The organism is Sphingomonas sp. DC1600-2 (assembly GCF_049897605.1).
Taxonomy (GTDB): Bacteria; Pseudomonadota; Alphaproteobacteria; order Sphingomonadales; family Sphingomonadaceae; genus Sphingomonas.
Map to the genome: position 1 here is coordinate 517,354 of NZ_JAFCWO010000002.1, position 16,191 is coordinate 533,544.

The window sequence follows — 16,191 nt, forward strand, 5'->3', positions numbered from 1 at the left end:
CGCCGAAACCTGTTGTGCTTTCAGGCCGTTAGATCCCCGCACAAGGCGAGGATGATCATGACCAACGACACTGCCCTGAACGCCGGCACTGGCGGCGAAACCCATCAGGTGGCGGATGACGAACATCCGGTACTGACCACCAACCACGGCATCCCGATCAGCGACAATCAGAACCAGTTAAAGGCCGGCACCCGCGGCCCGGTGCTGTTGGAAGACGAAATCTTCCGCGAGAAGATCAACCATTTCGACCATGAGCGCGTCCCCGAACGCATCGTTCATGCGCGCGGCAGCGCAGCGCACGGCTATTTCGAATGCACCGACAGCCTGGCCGACATCACCTGCGCCGACCTGTTCCAGAAAAAGGGCCAGCGCACCGAAGTGTTCGCGCGCTTTTCCACGGTCGCCGGGGGTGCGGGATCGGTCGACACCCCGCGCGACGTTCGGGGCTTTGCGGTCAAATTCTATACCCGCGAGGGCAATTGGGATCTGGTCGGCAATAACATCCCCGTCTTCTTCATCCAGGATGCGATCAAATTCCCCGACCTGATCCATTCGGTGAAGATGGAGGCCGATCGCGGCTTCCCGCAGGCGGCCTCCGCGCACGACACCTTCTGGGACTTCATTTCGCTGATGCCCGAGGCGACGCACATGGCGCTATGGGCGATGTCGGATCGCACCTTGCCGCGCACGCTGGCCAATATGGAAGGCTTTGGCGTGCACACCTTCCGCTTCATCTCGGCCGAGGGGAAGAGCACCTTCGTCAAATTCCACTGGAAGCCCAAAGCCGGGCTCGCCTCGACGATCTGGGACGAGACGGTCAAGATCGCCGGTGCCGACCCCGATTTCCACCGTCGCGACCTGTTCGAACGGATCGGCCGGGGGGATTATCCCGAATGGGAATTGGGGGTGCAGCTGTTCGACGAGGATTTCGCCAACAGCCAGCCGTATGACGTGCTCGACGCGACCAAGATCATCCCCGAGGAAGTGCTGCCGGTACGCATCGTCGGCAAGATGGTGCTCGACCGCTATCCGGACAATTTCTTCGCCGAAACCGAGCAAGTCGCCTTCGTGCCGAGCCATGTGGTCCCCGGCATCGGCTTCTCCAATGATCCGCTGCTGCAGGGGCGGCTGTTCAGCTATACCGACACGCAATTGTCGCGCCTCGGCTCGGTCAACTTCCACCAATTGCCGATCAACGCGGCCAAGGGGCGCGAAGGCTGCCCGTTCCTGAACCAGCAACGCGACGGGCACATGCAAATGCAGGTGCCCAAGGGCCGGGCGAATTACGAGCCCAACAGCCTGGCCAAAGCGGGCGAACCCGGTGGCGCGCGCGAGGACCCGGAAAACGGTTATAAGACCTTCCCGGCGGACGAAGACGGGCAGAAGCTGCGGATCCGGCCGGAAAGCTTTGCCGACCATTACAGCCAGGCGCGGCTGTTCTTCCGCTCGGTGGACCCGGCCGAGCAAGCGCATATCGCCTCGGCCTTCGTGTTCGAACTGTCGAAGGTGTCGATCGAGCATATCCGCGTCGCGATGATGGCGAATCTGCGCAACGTCGACGAGGATTTGGCGCAGCGAGTCGCGGACGGTCTGGGGATGAAACTGCCCAAGGCGTCCGCTACTGCGGCACCCGTGCTCGATATGGACCCCTCGCCCGCCCTTCGCATCATCCGCGGGCCGCGTGAGAAAACGACGCTCGAAGGGCGCACGGTCGGTATTCTGTTCGCCGATGGCAGCGACGCGGGCGAACTCGCGCAGGTGACCAAGGCAGTAAAGGCCGCTGGCGGGCACCCGCTCACCATCGCGCCGAAGGTCGGCGCGGTCAAACTGTCGGACGGCAGCACGGTGAAGGCCGATGCGCAATTGGCCGGCCAGCCCTCGGTGACGGTCGACGCCTGCGCGGTGGTGCTATCCAAGGAGGGCTGCGCGATGCTGCTCAAGGAAGCCGCTGCGGTCCAGTGGGTGATGGACGCCTTTGGCCACCTCAAGGCGATCGGTGCCTCCGCTGCGGCACAACCGCTGCTCGACAAGGCCGGGGTCGAGGCGGACGAAGGCATCACCGATCTCGGCGGCTTCGTCGAAGCCGCCAAACGCCGCTATTGGGACCGCGAGCCGAAGGTGCGCACCCTCGCTTAAACGTTGCCTGAAATGCAAAACGGCTGCTGCAAGGGATCTTGCAGCAGCCGTTTTCGCATGTGGCAGGGATCAGGGCACCGGGCCTAGGCCCGGCGCGCCATCGTGCTGCGCACCAGCCGTGCAACCAGGCCCGGCAAGCCGGCATAGTTCGCTTTGTGATACGGCGATTCGACGCCCAGAGCGGCGCTCAGGCGGCGATGCGCCTCAAGCAGGTGATGATAGGGCACGCCCGGCAGCAAATGGTGCAGCGCGTGAAAGCGCAAGCCGACCGGTGCCCAGAGCAGCGGCAAGGTGGCGGGCGGCGGCACATTGACCGAATCGAGATATTGCGCGGTGACGGTCATCACCTCGCCGTCATTGTCCCACAGATGCGCGACCAGCGTGCGCACCTGGTTGAGCACATAGACGCCCGAGGTGATCGCCAGCAGAATCGCGAACTTGCCGAGCGGAAATACCCCGGTCGCGACAAGTACAACCAAGGTGATCGCCCAGGCGCTGCACGCGGCCTCCAGCCAGCGCCACTGCGCGGCCGCCGCGCCCTCTGGCATGCGACGCCGGAAGGACGGATTGATCGACAGCGACGAATAGCGCTCGATCAGAATGCGGCGCGTGCCGGGGATGACCAGCGACAGCGGCGTCAGCACGGCATAGCGCACCAGCAACGCGACCGGCGCGAGCATCGAGGTCAGGATGAACACCGGCAACGTCCACGGCTTCATCGACGCCAGCGGGAGATATTCCGGGTCCTCGCTCGTGCCATAGCGCGTGCGTGCGTGATGCAGATTGTGGACGCCTTCATACATGAAGGACGGCACCAGCAACGGAACCCCGGCAATGATGTTCCAGCCCAGGCGGAAGCCCGGCAGCGCGGTGTGTCGGATGTGCGTCACTTCGTGGATGAAGCTGCCCGCGCGATACAGGGCCAGCACCGCGACCACGCCCGCCACGATCACCCATCCGACCGCATCGACGCTCAGCGCGATCGCCAGCGCACCGTAGCCGATCGCCGCCGAGACCAGCAGATCGGTCCAATAGATCGCCGGGGTGGGCGCGTTCAAATCTCGGGTAAGTTCCGCAGCGGTACGCAGCATCGCCTTGTCATCGGCGATCGTCGACAATCGCACGCGCGGCGCGATGCCAGCGGGCACACCAGCGCTGCGGTGCAGGGAAAGCGAAGTGTTCATGGAGTGAGCCATTGCAGGAAGATAGTGGCTAGATGGTGGCAGCAACAGGGGGCCAGTGGCACGCTTGACACCAGCCGCCGCACGCGAGACTGCTCGCTCGCTTTCTTTGAGGTGACCTGCCCGTGGCCAATGCTCCGCTTTCCATTCGCCCGATCGACAGCAAAGCCGATCGCAAGCGCTTCGTCGACCTGCCCTTCCGCTTATATGCCAACGATCCCAATTGGGTGCCGCCCCTGAAGGGCGAGGCGCTCGGGCTGATCACCCCGGCCAAGAATGGCTGGTTCAGCCACGCCAAGGCGCAACTGTTCCTCGCCGAGCGGGGCGGTACGGTCGTCGGTCGGATCTCCGCCCATATCGACACGCTGGCGCTGGAGATGAACCCGGCCAAGGGCTTCGGGCCCGGCTGCGGCCAGTTCGGGCTGCTCGACGCGGAGGACGGGGATATCGCAAAGGCGCTGATCGCCACGGCGGAGGGATGGCTGCGCGATCAGGGTATGACGCGGGTGCTGGGCCCGATCAGCATGTCGATCTGGGAAGAGCCCGGCCTTCTGGTCGAGGGGTTCGATCACCCGCCAACGATCATGATGGGCCATGCCAAGCCCGATTATCGCGGCTGGATCGAGGCGGCGGGTTATACCAAGGTCAAGGAATTGCTGACCTATGAGCTTGATATCACCAAGCCGTTTTCGCCGCTGCTGCAGCGAATCATCGCCTCGGGCGAGAAAAACCCGCGCATCCGTATCCGCAACGTCGACAAGACCAAGTTCGACGAAGAAGCCGCCATTATCCTGTCGATCCTGAACGATGCCTGGTCGGACAATTGGGGCTTCGTGCCGTTGACGCCCCCCGAAATCAAAGATGTCGGCGTCAAGCTGAAGCCGATCGTGTTCAACGACTTGATCCGCATTGCGGAAGTCGATGGCAATCCCGTCGCGTTCATGATCACACTGCCGGATCTCAACGAGGCGATCATGCCCTTGCGGGGCAATTTGCTGCCCTTCGGCTGGGCAAAGCTGCTGCTGTGGCTGCGTCGACCGCGCGTGAAAACGATGCGCGTACCGCTGATGGGGGTGCTGAAAGAGCTGCAATCCTCGCGCCTGGCGAGCCAGCTCGCCTTCATGATGATCGAATATATCAAGCAGGCGTCGGTCGCCAATTATGGTGCCACGCGCGGCGAGATCGGCTGGATCCTGGAAGACAATCAGGGAATGCGCTCGATTGCCGAGGCGATCGAATGCACGATCAACAAGCGCTACTGGATCTACGGCAAGACGCTGTAACGCCCGTGCCCGCCGCCGGGAAGGCGGTGCCGCGCAGGATCGCGGCACCGCATCCCGTTGCGCTCACTGCTTGGCGAGCGGATCGAAACCGTCTTGGCTGATCCAGTCCTGCCGTGTCTTGCAAACCTTATGGGAAAGGCGCGAGCCGGTGACGGTATCCACCACGCAATATTTCCGGGCGGTATTTTCGCTTGGCGCACGCTGGGTCGATCCCACTGGCTGGCTTTCGGCAGCAACGGGCTTGGCATCGCGCGCAACGAGAGGCGATGCGGTGACGCTCAGCACGGCGCTCGAGGCAATCAGGAAAAGGTTGGTCATGGTCGGTCCTCCGCTAGGTCGGCGGGTTCCGGTGGTCGGCCCGCAACCGTGTTGGTGCATTACTCATGCCAAACACTGAAAGGACTTATTTTCAGAGACTTACTGATATTATTGAACCGGAAATGAATAGCAATGCCCGCCAACTTTCGGGAACTGGTCCGATTTGATGGGATGGGCATGGGTCAGAAACGCCGCGAAATCCCGACATAAAGTTCCGTGTCCGGGGCCGCGCGATTGAGGCCAGCGACCACGCCCAGGTCAAATTGCAGATCCTTCTTCGCCTTCCACGCAAGCGAGGCCGATCCGAGCACTTGCGTGGTCTTCTCCTCGGGATCCTCATCCCGTAGCACCTGGCTATCCAGCGTGAAGGTCAGGTGATGCGGCAGTTTTACCCCGACACCGACGACTTCCGAATAGGCGATATGGCGACCATGGCCGCTGAGATTGACGGCGGCGTCCACCTCGCTGGTGGTGACCAGGTTCACCGTCTTACTCAGATCCAAAGTCGCGGGCACGATGACGCCCGCGCCCCAATCACCCGCCCCCACCGGCGTGCGGCCGACCGGCATACTGAAAAAGGGTTGCACCGCAATCGAGGCCCCATTGCCATCTGGATGCAGGAGATTGGCCTTGAACCCCAGCGTCGCGTCGCCAACCCGTCCAGCGTCTTCGACAGCCTGGGTCGCCTTGTCGCGGGTGCGGACATGGCCATAGGGCGTCCAGCCGAATTGCGCCTCAATCGTATCGGTGACGCCAACGCGCACGAACGTATCCCCCAGCAACACCGTATCGGTGCGCCGATCGGGCTGATTGTCGAGCGTCCAATCGGTGATCGCGGTTTCGACCGAGACATGCTTCGGCGCGATCGTGCACGCGGTCGTGCCCAGGCTTGGCCGCGTGGGGCAGTAGCTTCGGTCCTCGGCGCGCGCCACGCTCGGCACCAATATCGCGATTGCCGCCAATCCCCCGCAGCGTAGCTTCATGCACCATCCTCCGCACGACCTCCGCGCGGGTCGTTGCGGCTCTAACGCAGTTCAACCCAAGTGGGTGCATGGTCGCTGGCTTTTTCGCGCCCGCGATAGGCCTTGTCGACGCTCGCGTCGATCAGACGGTCGGCCGCGACCGGGCTCAGCAGCAGGTGATCGATGCGGAAACCGGCGTCGCGCTGCCACGCGCCCGCCTGATAGTCCCAGAAGGTCCACACGCCCCCGCCCGGATGCCGCGTGCGCAATGCATCGGTCCAGCCCTGCGCGAGCAACGCGCGGAAACCCGCGCGGCTTTCGGGCTGCATCAACGCATCGTCCTGCATCGCCCGCACCGAATAGGTATCGTCGTCATTGGGAATGACGTTGTAGTCGCCCGCCAGCACGACCGGCGTTTCCTCCGCCAGCAATTCGCGCGCGCGCGCCGCCAAGCGGTCAATCCAGCGCAGTTTATAGTCGAATTTGGGCCCTGGCTGCGGATTGCCATTCGGCAAATAGAGCGAAGCGATTGTCACACCGTTCACCTCGGTTTCGAGATAGCGGCTGTGATCGTCCTCAGTTTCGCCCGCCAGGCCGCGTTGCCGCTCGATCGGGTCCTGCCCCTTCGCCAGCACGGCCACGCCGTTCCAGCTCTTCTGCCCGTGCCACACCGCGCCATATCCCGCCGCGCGGATATCCGCCTCGGGGAAGGTTTCGTCGCTGGTCTTGAGCTCCTGCAGGCACACCACATCGGGCTGCTGTTCGGCGAGATATTCCAGCAGGCGCGGCAAGCGCGCCTTGATGCCGTTGATATTGTAGGTAACGATCTTCACGCAGCAGCGCCCCTTTGTCCGGGGCGGACGTTACACCGAGAAGCTGGAACCGCAACCGCAACCCGACGCGGCGTTGGGGTTGGTCACCTTGAAAGCGGCACCACCGAGTTCCTCGACATAATCCACCGCCGACCCGCGCACGAGATCGAGGCTGATCGAATCGACCACCAGGCGGACGCCGTCATGCTCGGCAATCGCGTCATCGGCCTCGATCGATTCGGCAAAACCGAATTTATACTGGAACCCCGAGCAACCGCCGCCATCCACCGAAAGGCGCAAAATCGCGGGCTTGCCCTGTTTCGCCGCAATCGTCGCAACGCGCGCCGCAGCGGAGGGAGTCAAGATGATGTCGGGGGCGAGGATAGCATCCATGCGCAAGAGATAGGCGCTCGCGCCGGGATCGGCAACCGCACGCGGCCTATTACGCCCGATCAGTCCGCCGCAGCCGGGCCGCCCACCGCCACCGGAATGGTGTGGATCGAGCGATCCTGCGCCGCCAGCAGATAATCGGCGGTTTGCAGGAACGGCACCGGGTTCACCGCATGGCCATCGATCCGCACTTCATAATGCAGATGCGGCCCGGTCGAACGCCCGGTCGAGCCCATCAACGCGATCAACTGCCCGCGATGCACGCGCGTGCCCGCCTCGACCAGGATCTTGGACAGATGCCCGTACCGGGTCTGGATCCCCTTGCCATGGTCGAGCTCGACCAAATTGCCGTAACCGCCCGAACGCTCGGCGCGATCGACCATGCCATCGGCAGTCGCGTAGACCGGCGTGCCAACTGGCCCGGGGATATCGACCCCGGCATGCATTGCGGCGGTCCCGCGGAATGGATCGGAACGGATGCCGTAATTGCTGGTGAATGCCAGATGCTCGACCGGCTGCGCCGATGGAATGGCGATAACGCCATGCTCCAGCGTATCCAGCTTCTTCCAGGTCATGAACAGCGACCGGAACTGGGTGTCGGCGCGCAAATCGGCCTCTGCCGCAGCGCTATCCGCCGCTTCAAACGGGCCGCCCATGGCGGGCTGGCGCGGCATCAGGCGCTCCGGTGCCAGGCCAAGGCTGCGGACATGCGCGACGGCCCGAACAAACCGCTGCTCGGCGACCCGTTGTGCACGGGCTGCGACCGCAACTTGCTGCTGCTCGACCTTCTTGAGCGGTGCGACAACGTCAGCGGCCAGGGCATCCGCCTTGGGATCGATCGTCGGCGTTGGCTGCGACAGCGCGGCGACATCACCCTTGCCGGAAACGACCGCAACCAGCAGCGCCTGGCGCTGTTCGACGCGCTTGGCGTGTGCCTGCGCGGCAGCTTTGATCGAGGCGACATCGGCCTGCATCTTGCGGACGCGGACCTGCATCTGGGCGACCTTGGCTTCGGGCGACAGCGGCGCACCGACGATGCCCGTCATCGCGACCGCACCAACGGCGGCTTGCGCCACGCCATAGGCCGAGAAGCACAGCGTAACGCCGGCAACACCCGCCATCGTGGCCTGTGCGCGCGCGCCGAGGCTAAAGCGCTTCAGGTCGCGCCCATCATGAAAGATAAAGTCGCGGGTCTTGAAATAGGCCTTGAGGCGCGACACCAGCCGCACGCCAGACGCAATCGAAATTGAGTTCATGTGACCCCGGCGACCTATTTTTATGCGAATGCCGGAAAACGCCAGCGCCCGCCCCTCTATCGCCCGTATACAGCCCCCCTGTATCCGGACGGGCAGTGTGTGACGGAGTTTGTGACACTCGGGCAAGGCCTTCCGCCACGGGTCACGTTGAAGCGGCTGATCGTTGCGCCGAGTCGTTGCGCAAATCGTTAAGGCTATCCATAAAGCCCCCGAATCGAATCGATCAGCCGAGCGCGCGGACCGCCTCGAGCACGTCGACGACATGCCCCGGCACCTTCACCTTGCGCCAATCGCGAACCAGAATCCCTGCTGCATCGAACAGGAAGGTGGAGCGATCGATTCCCATATAGGTCTTGCCGTATAACTTCTTTTCGACCCACACGCCGAACGCCTGCATCGCCGCATCGCTATCGTCGGTGGCGAGCGGCACCGTCAGATCGTATTTGTCGATGAACTTCTGGTGCTTGGCCGGCGTATCCCGCGAAACGCCGAGAACGGCCGCCCCCAGCGCCTGAAATTCTGCATAATGGCTGCTGAAATCCTGCGCTTCGCGCGTGCAGCCCGAAGTGTCGTCCTTGGGGTAAAAATACAGGACAAAGATCTTTCCGACATAGTCGCGCAGGTTGAGGCGATCTCCGCTCGGAGTGGCAAGCTCAATAGCAGGAAGCGTCCCGCCTTCCTCGATGATCGTCACGGTTCCACACCCTCCACATCCGCCAGCCAGATGGCAACCTCCTGCCGGGTCGTTTCGAGCGATGCAAGAACCTCGGCCCAGTCCGCCAGTCCCAGCGCGCGCGCGACCAGGCCCTGCGTCGCCGGGCGCGGCGGCTGGGCGTCGGGCGCAACCAGCCGCAGCGTGACGAGCAGCCGCGTCAGGAAATCATGCGCCGCGAGCATCTCAGACGGGGCCCGTCCTGCGGCGATCAACGCCGCGATCGCGACGCGCAAATTGGGATCGAGGCCAAGGCCGGTCTCAAGTTGCACCATATGGACCGCGAATTCGAGGTCGACCAAGCCGCCGGGCAGCAGCTTTGCATCAAGCGGTCCGAGCGGCGGTTTATGCGCCGCCATTTCCGCGCGCATCGCGATCGCGTCCGCCACGACGTTGCGCACCGGACGATCGCCCCGCAGGACATCGCCGATCACCGTGTCTACGGCGGCGCGCGCGGCGGGCGATCCGAACACCGGCCGTGCGCGGGCCAGCGCCATATGCTCCCACGTCCACGCGTTTTCGCGTTGATAGCGTGCAAACCCTTCCAGCGAGACGCTGAGCGGGCCCTGCGTGCCCGATGGCCGCAAGCGGGTATCGATCTCATAGAGCGGCCCCGAGGCGGTCGGCACCGAGAGCGCGGCGCTGATGCGCTGCGCCAGACGGTTGTAATAGAGCACCGCGCCGAGTGGCTTGGGTCCGTCGGACTCGGCGAGATGATCGCCGGTGAAGAGATAGATGAGATCAAGGTCAGAGGCGTGGGTCAGCGCGCCGCCGCCCATCCGCCCAAGCGCCAGGATGATCAGCTCGCTGCCCGGCACCGTGCCGTGCGTGCCCGAAAATTCGGTGATCGTCGCCTCGGCAAGGACCCCGATCGCCGCTTCTGCCACACGCGCATAGCCCGCAGAAACCGCGAGCGGATCCGACACACCCGACACGATCTGCGTGCCCAGGGCGAAGCGCTTCTCGCCGACGACACGCCGCACATGATCGAGCCGTGCCTGATAATCCGCCCCCGCCGACATTTCGCGGGCGAGCGTCGCCGTATCGGCCACCGGATCGAGTGCGGTTGCGTCGATCAACCCGTCGAACAATTCGGGCCGCCGTGCCAATTCTTCGGCCAGCGTCTCGGCATGGCTGAGAATCAACCCCAGCAACCGCGCCAGTGCAGGCCGCGCCTCCAGCAACCGGAAGAAATTGACCGCGCTCGACAGCCGCGCCAGCATCCGGTCCAGTCGAACGATCGCACCTTGCGGGTCGGGTGCCTTGCCCAGCGCGGCAACGAGGCCCGGCAAAACCGCCTCGAGCGCGGTGCGCGCCGCCGGGCTGCGCAAGGCGGGGTACGTGCCGCTTCGCCACTGCTCGATGCGCTGCCTCGCCACATCGCCATCACCGAAACCGGCCTGGCTGAGCTGCGCCAAAAGGTGGTCCCGGTCGAAAGACAAAGCATCGCCGTCTTCGGGATCCAACGCATCATAGCTTGCCGCAGTCGCCAGAACATGCGGCCGCAAAAGGTCCAGAAGGGCGTTCGCGTCCTCGAGTCCGTGCAACTTCGCGACGCCATCGAGCGCTGCACCCGTCGGCAAATGGTGCGTCTGGCGATCGTCGATCATTTGCACGCGATGTTCGATCGTGCGAAACAGCGTGTAGGCGCGTACCAGCGCCGCCGCTTCCGCAGCATCCACCCAGCCCGCCGCCGCCAGCGCCCCCAATGCATCCCGCGTTGCCGGAACGCGCAGCGCCGGATCGCGCCCGCCGTGGATCAATTGATGAATTTGCGCGAAGAATTCGACCTCGCGAATACCGCCGCGTCCGCGCTTGAGGTCAAAGCCCGGGCCGAACGCTTGCCCGCGCGCATGATGATCGCGGATTCGGCGCGAAATGCCGCGGATTTCGCCGATCGCGCCGAAATCGAGCGCACGCCGCCATACGAACGGCTTAACCGCTTCGAGAAAACGGGTCCCCAGTGCGATGTCACCTGCTGCCGCCCGCGCCCGGATAAAGGCCGCGCGCTCCCACGGCAGTGCCAACGATTCGTAATAGGAAAGCGCCGCGTCGACCGACAAAGCGATCGGCGTCACCTCCGGCGACGGGCGCAGGCGCAAATCGACGCGCAGGACATAGCCATCGCCGTCCCGCGCCTGAAGGATCTCGACCACCCGCTTGCCGATCCGAACGGCCGCTTCTTCCGGCGCTTCGCGGGGCCGGCACGGCAGCGTTGCCGGGTCGAACAGCAGGATCGGATCGATGTCGGACGAATAATTCAGTTCCCGACTGCCCTGCTTGCCCAATGCGATCGCGGTGAAGCCCTGCACGGGGGCGTCCGGCGTGCGCTCCGCAATCGCGGTGACGATCGCGGAATCGAGCGCTCGATCGGCAAAATCGGACAGGGCGTGTGTCACCGCCGTCAAATCGTCGCATCCGGCGAGATCGCCGATCGCCACGCGCAGCGCGAGCCGCCGCCGCTCGAGCCGTAGGCGTCGTGGCGTCGGCATGTCGGCGAGATCGCGCGCCAGGCTATGAAGCTCGGGCAGGACGCCATTTTCCAGCATCGCCGCCATCTCCGGCTCGCGCTGCAACAGCATGCTCAAAAACGACGACCATTGTCGCGCGCGGGCAACGGCATCGATGATACGCGGGTCGAAAAGCATGTCTTTCCCGTATCGCGATGATTTCAGGCCGATATGGCACAATGGGCGAGCAACAAAAGGCGTCTTCGTCCGTTATTGACATATGTCAATGTGCGATGCCCCTTATACGCGGAACTCGAGCGATATGCTTTACGTCGTTGCAGCACCATCGCGCTCCGACGCGCTGAGGGTAACCCTCCACACCGCATACACCACGCCTGATGCAGACGACTCCTTTGCGGACTTGCTACAGGCGCTGGATCGTGTGCCGATTACCAGGCAAATCGCGAGATAACGATCTCAGCCGCGATCGCGGCTGAGATCGTCGACTTCGCCCATAATGGTGTCCAGGGCGGACATGCCGGGCTCATTGGAGTGCGTGCGGCGCGATGCCAGCGTATTGTCGTTCATGACGGCTTCCAGCGCGACCCGGCCTCGCGCGACGCGGCTCTTGATCGTCCCGACGGCGACCCCGCAAATCTCGGCGGCCTCCTCATAGGCAAAGCCACCCGCACCAACCAGAATCAGCGCTTCCCGCTGTGGCTGCGGCAAATGCAGCAATGCACGCTGCATATCGCCCAACTCGACATGCTTATCCTGGCTCGCCGGCGCGGCAAGGATACGATCCGCCACCAAATCGTCCCACTCGCCTTTGAAGCGCGCGCGGCGCATCTGGCTGAGATAAAGATTGCGCAGGATGATGAAGGTCCACGCCCGCATGTTAGTGCCGGCCTGAAAGCGCAACCGCGCCGCCCACGCCTTCATCAACGTTTCCTGGACGAGATCATCTGCCAGATCGCGATTGCCGGAAAGCGAGCGCCCGAAAGCACGCAGATGAGGTATGACCTGCGCCAACTGAGTTTTGAACTCGGCGTCGGAAAGCGAAACGTGCTCGACGACCTCGGGCGCTGCCTCGTCTTCTTCCTGGTCAATCGCGTCGGTCATGAAATATAGTCTCGCGTAGCGGAACACAGATGGGCCCGACGGACGCCGAAGTCCATCACGCCTGCGGCATCGAAAAATTCAGCGGTAGAGAAACAGCAGCGCAGCAAACACCACCACAACCAGCGTCAACGAGATCGCGAGGACGTAACGCGTAACGTGCGGAGTCGCCCCGGCACGTGCATCTTGGCCGCTCAGTTCGATTTTCTCGTCGTCCGCCATAAGCGCCCCCGTGTCGTTGTGGCTCCGTATCGTATGGAACCCAACCCACGGGGGCACGAATCGGTTCCCTTAAGCGGCGGGAACGGTTGCCTGGTCGAAGAACAGAGCTTGCGCAATCGCCGCTTTCACGGTCGAGCGCTGGAAGGGCTTGGTGATCAGGAAGGTCGGCTCGGGGCGCTCGCCCGTCAACAACCGTTCCGGGAAAGCCGTGATGAAGATGACCGGCACTTCGAATTCGGCAAGGATATCCTTGACCGCGTCGATGCCGGAACTGTCGTCGGCCAACTGGATGTCGGCCAGCACCAAGCCGGGACGGTCCTCCATCGCCAGTGCAACGGCCTCGTCGCGCGTGACTGCGACACCGGTCACTTCATGGCCGAGATCGCGAACGATCGTTTCGATATCCATCGCAATGATCGGCTCATCTTCGATGATCAGCACCCGCGCGCGCGTCTGCTTTTCGATCTCGCTCAGCGCCTCGGCGACCAGCGCTTCAACCTCGCTGGTGTCGACATCGATCAGATAGGCTGCATCCTCGGGCGTGAAGCCCTCCATCGCGGTGAGCAACAGGGCCTGGCGCGATAGCGGGGTCATCCGGGCGAGGCGTGCCCGCGCGATCGCTTCCTGACCGTCACCGTCCGCCGCGCTCATATTTTCCGGGCTCTCGTCGTAATTGGTCGAGTTCCAGATGGCGTGGAACATCCGATACAGGCCCAGCCGCGGGTCAACCTCACGCGGGAACTCTTCGGGTGCGGCGACGATCGCCTCAAGCGTGGCGCGCACATAACGATCGCCGTGCGATTGGCTGCCCGTCAGGGCACGCGCGTAGCGGCGCAGGAACGGAAGATGGGGGGCAAGTTGCTGTCCTAGCGACATGACTGTCGGAGTCTCCCTGAGATAATCTCGAAGGGCCTTGTGGAAGCGGCCCCCCGCATATGCAACGCGTTTTGTTGCTCCGATGGCATCGGAGTTAATTCGCATTGGGCATGGAACCAACGACGCGCAATTTGGTTTCATGGGGGAACTCGGAGCGATGCAATCTGTTTTTACGGGTTCACCGTATCATATGGTTCAAGCCGGATTGTTACGGCCGCATTTTAACACTATCCGGCATGTCCGGGTTTTCAGGGGGACGGCATTGCGTTCGGGCGACGAATCTTCAAAGAAGCCGGGTGCGGCACGCGCGGCCGATACCGGCGCGAAGGTTCAAAGCAAGGACCGCGATATGGGCGCGGCCTTGCGCACCGTCTATCAGCGCACGGTGGAGGAAGCGATTCCGCCCGAAATGCTGGATCTTTTAGGAAAATTGGACTGATTTCCCGATGACGGATATCGCCGGGGACCCCGCCCCCGCGCGTCCGGGAAGCGGTCTAGTCGATCGCATCCCGACAGGTGCGAAAATTTTTCTGATTCTCAGCGCCGCGCTTCTGCCGCTGGCGATCATCGCCTTCTTTGCAACATTGCGCACGGCGGAACTCGCCGACGAGGCAACGCAGGCCCAGCTGCGCGTCACGACAACCGAAAGCGCCCGCAAGCTCGCCATCGAGTTGGTCGGGGATATGACCGCGCTGCGTGTGTCCCTCAACGCATTGGAGGCAGATCCGGGAGACGCTCCGAGTTGCGCCCGGGCGCAGGGCGTATTCGCGCCGCAAATCGCTGCGGGCACGCGTTTCATGATTATGGATGCCCGCAGTCGTCTGATTTGCGGCGAGCAACTGCCGGTGGCACCCTGGCCTACCGCCGCCGGTGCCGAAAAGACCATTGCGGCACGGATATACCCGGGTCGGGGGCTGACGCTTGCCACAACGAGCGCGTCAGGACGAACCCGCGCCGCCGCCTTTTTTCCCGTCGATGTTCTCGCGGCAACCGCCGCCCCGAGCGGCTATGCCATGCCTTATGAAGCGCGTCTGGTGCTCGGCACCGATGCGCTCATACTCTCCGACCTGCCACGACAAGCCCCCCTGGAACGCCGCGCGGGCCTGAGCATGGGGATTGGGCTTGGAGAAATCGCGCTTACCACGCGCATGCGCAGCGCCCCGATCACTTCGCCCGTTCTGGTCTCGCTCATCCTGCCCATCATCATGTGGGCGGCCGCAGCCGGCATTGGCTGGTTTGTGGTCGATCGCCTGCTGATCCGGTCGCTGCGACAGTTGCGTTCCCGCGTAGCCAATTTTGTGCCAGGCGAAGAAATCGATCCGGGCGCAATGCACGCGCTCCCGGCACAGGAAATTCGTGAATTGGGGGAAACCTTTCGGGCGATCAGCCGGACGGTTGCCGAACATGAAGCCGGGCTGGCCGAAGGGCTGGTGCGCCAGACAAAGCTGACCCGCGAAGTCCATCATCGCGTCAAAAACAATCTTCAGGTCATTTCCAGCCTGATAAACTTCCACGCCCGGGCAGCACGGAGCGCAGAGGCAACGCAGGCTTACGCATCGATCCAGCGTCGAGTAGATGCGCTCGCCGTGGTCCACCGCAACCATTTTGCCGAGCTTGAGGAAAATCGCGGACTTTCGCTACGCTCGGTCATTGGCGAACTCGCCTCCAATATCCGCGCGACCGCGCCGGACGATTCGCCGATCGGCGTTACGCTCGACATTGCGCCCTATCTGGCGAATCAGGATGTCGCGATTGCGATCGCTTTCCTGCTGACCGAGATCGTCGAATTGGCGATGACGGTCAGCCCGACGGCACAAGTTCGCATTTCCATCGGTGCCGCCCCCACCGACGATCGCGCCATATTGAGGGTCAACTCTCCAGCTCTGGTCGACGATGACAGAATGCGGGCATTGGTCGCCGAACGTTACGGCCGGGTGATCGAAGGGCTCGCGCGCCAATTGCGGTCGAAGCTTCACTACGATCCACTGGTCGGCGCTTATGAGATCGCCGTTGCAGTAACCGGGCGCGATTGAATTTCGCGCCATAAAAAACGCCGAGGTCAAATTTTTTCGGAACCGAAGCGCGCGAGGCCCGTTTTCAGGTTCGGATAGCGACTTTATGCCCCCCCGCTCTCGCTATCCAAGACACGGGCCTGGCCGCGCTTCCCCTCCCCCCCCGGTAGCGCGTCCAGGCCCAAGCTTTTTCATCCGTTGCGCCTGACCGCACGCGTTATCTCGACGAGGCGGAACCAAGCGTATCGCCAAACATTGGGAGCGAGGCATCCGGGCTATCCCGGACAGTCTTCAGGAGAGTATCATGCGCAAGATCACCACGATCGCTATCGCCGCTACCGCGTTGCTGCTGGGCGCGTGCAACACCGTCGAAGGCGTCGGCAAGGATGTGAAATCGGCAGGCGACACCGTCGCCAAAACGGCCGACAGCGCCAAATAAGCCTTTACCAACCGATCGAAGGC

Annotated in this window: 16 protein-coding genes; 5 read left to right on the plus strand and 11 right to left on the minus strand. The window is 63.3% G+C overall.

Annotation, left to right across the window (positions count from 1 at the left end; genetic code table 11):
- Window positions 1-51: 51 nt before the first annotated feature.
- A complete protein-coding gene (locus tag ACP7BL_RS06015; RefSeq protein ID WP_426257859.1) occupies window positions 52-2,136 on the plus strand; it encodes a catalase in 2,085 nt (694 codons plus the stop codon).
- Window positions 2,137-2,219: 83 nt separating this feature from the next.
- Here the strand turns inward: ACP7BL_RS06015 and ACP7BL_RS06020 are convergent, their stop codons facing one another.
- Entirely contained in the window at window positions 2,220-3,320 is a 1,101-nt protein-coding gene (locus tag ACP7BL_RS06020; RefSeq protein WP_426257860.1) for a fatty acid desaturase family protein, read from the minus strand.
- A 122-nt stretch (window positions 3,321-3,442) separates the two neighbouring features.
- Between ACP7BL_RS06020 and ACP7BL_RS06025 the strand changes: the two genes are divergently transcribed.
- The gene (locus ACP7BL_RS06025) at window positions 3,443-4,600 is read left to right on the plus strand and encodes an N-acetyltransferase (protein WP_426257861.1); all 1,158 of its coding nucleotides are present in this window, start codon (window positions 3,443-3,445) and stop codon (window positions 4,598-4,600) included.
- A 63-nt stretch (window positions 4,601-4,663) separates the two neighbouring features.
- Here ACP7BL_RS06025 and ACP7BL_RS06030 read toward each other — a convergent pair whose 3' ends face one another.
- The 10 genes from ACP7BL_RS06030 to ACP7BL_RS06075 form a co-directional block, all read right to left on the minus strand.
- On the minus strand, window positions 4,664-4,918 hold the full coding sequence (locus ACP7BL_RS06030; RefSeq protein WP_426257862.1) for a hypothetical protein: 255 nt from the start codon (window positions 4,916-4,918) through the stop codon (window positions 4,664-4,666).
- A 182-nt stretch (window positions 4,919-5,100) separates the two neighbouring features.
- Complete coding sequence (locus tag ACP7BL_RS06035) at window positions 5,101-5,901, minus strand: transporter (protein WP_426257863.1); 801 nt, start codon at window positions 5,899-5,901, stop codon at window positions 5,101-5,103.
- A 41-nt stretch (window positions 5,902-5,942) separates the two neighbouring features.
- Window positions 5,943-6,713: an exodeoxyribonuclease III gene (gene xth / locus ACP7BL_RS06040; protein ID WP_341203040.1), complete on the minus strand. Its 771-nt coding sequence runs from the start codon at window positions 6,711-6,713 to the stop codon at window positions 5,943-5,945.
- 30 nt (window positions 6,714-6,743) lie between these two features.
- A complete protein-coding gene (gene erpA, locus ACP7BL_RS06045) occupies window positions 6,744-7,085 on the minus strand; it encodes an iron-sulfur cluster insertion protein ErpA (RefSeq protein ID WP_426257943.1) in 342 nt (113 codons plus the stop codon).
- A gap of 59 nt (window positions 7,086-7,144) precedes the next feature.
- Window positions 7,145-8,338: a M23 family metallopeptidase gene (locus ACP7BL_RS06050; RefSeq protein WP_010403942.1), complete on the minus strand. Its 1,194-nt coding sequence runs from the start codon at window positions 8,336-8,338 to the stop codon at window positions 7,145-7,147.
- A 223-nt stretch (window positions 8,339-8,561) separates the two neighbouring features.
- Window positions 8,562-9,032, minus strand: coding sequence for a peroxiredoxin (locus ACP7BL_RS06055; protein WP_126846949.1), 471 nt, complete (start codon window positions 9,030-9,032; stop codon window positions 8,562-8,564).
- Entirely contained in the window at window positions 9,029-11,698 is a 2,670-nt protein-coding gene (locus ACP7BL_RS06060) for a glutamine-synthetase adenylyltransferase (RefSeq protein WP_426257864.1), read from the minus strand. Before ACP7BL_RS06060 ends, ACP7BL_RS06055 begins: the two co-directional genes overlap by 4 nt.
- A 279-nt stretch (window positions 11,699-11,977) precedes the next feature.
- Window positions 11,978-12,622 carry a sigma-70 family RNA polymerase sigma factor gene (locus ACP7BL_RS06065; RefSeq protein ID WP_126846945.1) on the minus strand — a complete coding sequence of 215 codons (645 nt, stop codon included), beginning with the start codon at window positions 12,620-12,622 and terminating at the stop codon, window positions 11,978-11,980.
- A 78-nt stretch (window positions 12,623-12,700) separates the two neighbouring features.
- A complete protein-coding gene (locus ACP7BL_RS06070) occupies window positions 12,701-12,841 on the minus strand; it encodes a hypothetical protein (RefSeq protein WP_033965040.1) in 141 nt (46 codons plus the stop codon).
- 69 nt (window positions 12,842-12,910) lie between these two features.
- Window positions 12,911-13,717, minus strand: coding sequence for a response regulator (locus ACP7BL_RS06075; protein ID WP_126846943.1), 807 nt, complete (start codon window positions 13,715-13,717; stop codon window positions 12,911-12,913).
- Window positions 13,718-13,799: 82 nt separating this feature from the next.
- Here ACP7BL_RS06075 and ACP7BL_RS06080 point away from each other — a divergent pair, with 82 nt between their 5' ends.
- The 3 genes from ACP7BL_RS06080 to ACP7BL_RS06090 all read left to right on the plus strand — a co-directional run bounded on the left by ACP7BL_RS06080 (window position 13,800) and on the right by ACP7BL_RS06090 (window position 16,168).
- Window positions 13,800-14,156 (plus strand): hypothetical protein, encoded by a 357-nt coding sequence (locus ACP7BL_RS06080; RefSeq protein WP_137903100.1) that lies wholly within the window; start codon window positions 13,800-13,802, stop codon window positions 14,154-14,156.
- Between the two features lie 7 nt (window positions 14,157-14,163).
- Window positions 14,164-15,750 carry a sensor histidine kinase gene (locus tag ACP7BL_RS06085; RefSeq protein WP_126846939.1) on the plus strand — a complete coding sequence of 529 codons (1,587 nt, stop codon included), beginning with the start codon at window positions 14,164-14,166 and terminating at the stop codon, window positions 15,748-15,750.
- A 283-nt stretch (window positions 15,751-16,033) separates the two neighbouring features.
- Window positions 16,034-16,168, plus strand: coding sequence for an entericidin A/B family lipoprotein (locus tag ACP7BL_RS06090; RefSeq protein ID WP_010403958.1), 135 nt, complete (start codon window positions 16,034-16,036; stop codon window positions 16,166-16,168).
- Window positions 16,169-16,191 lie beyond the last annotated feature (23 nt).

Coding starts and splice junctions, on each gene's coding strand:
- ACP7BL_RS06070 (WP_033965040.1), bottom strand. CDS start 12,841: ATGGCGGACGACGAGAAAATCGAACTGAGCGGCCAAGATGCACGTGCC.
- ACP7BL_RS06030 (WP_426257862.1), bottom strand. CDS start 4,918: ATGACCAACCTTTTCCTGATTGCCTCGAGCGCCGTGCTGAGCGTCACC.
- ACP7BL_RS06085 (WP_126846939.1), top strand. CDS start 14,164: ATGACGGATATCGCCGGGGACCCCGCCCCCGCGCGTCCGGGAAGCGGT.
- ACP7BL_RS06020 (WP_426257860.1), bottom strand. CDS start 3,320: ATGAACACTTCGCTTTCCCTGCACCGCAGCGCTGGTGTGCCCGCTGGC.
- ACP7BL_RS06090 (WP_010403958.1), top strand. CDS start 16,034: ATGCGCAAGATCACCACGATCGCTATCGCCGCTACCGCGTTGCTGCTG.
- erpA (WP_426257943.1), bottom strand. CDS start 7,085: ATGGATGCTATCCTCGCCCCCGACATCATCTTGACTCCCTCCGCTGCG.
- ACP7BL_RS06015 (WP_426257859.1), top strand. CDS start 52: ATGATCATGACCAACGACACTGCCCTGAACGCCGGCACTGGCGGCGAA.
- ACP7BL_RS06060 (WP_426257864.1), bottom strand. CDS start 11,698: ATGCTTTTCGACCCGCGTATCATCGATGCCGTTGCCCGCGCGCGACAA.
- ACP7BL_RS06050 (WP_010403942.1), bottom strand. CDS start 8,338: ATGAACTCAATTTCGATTGCGTCTGGCGTGCGGCTGGTGTCGCGCCTC.
- ACP7BL_RS06065 (WP_126846945.1), bottom strand. CDS start 12,622: ATGACCGACGCGATTGACCAGGAAGAAGACGAGGCAGCGCCCGAGGTC.
- ACP7BL_RS06080 (WP_137903100.1), top strand. CDS start 13,800: ATGGCATCGGAGTTAATTCGCATTGGGCATGGAACCAACGACGCGCAA.
- ACP7BL_RS06075 (WP_126846943.1), bottom strand. CDS start 13,717: ATGTCGCTAGGACAGCAACTTGCCCCCCATCTTCCGTTCCTGCGCCGC.
- ACP7BL_RS06035 (WP_426257863.1), bottom strand. CDS start 5,901: ATGAAGCTACGCTGCGGGGGATTGGCGGCAATCGCGATATTGGTGCCG.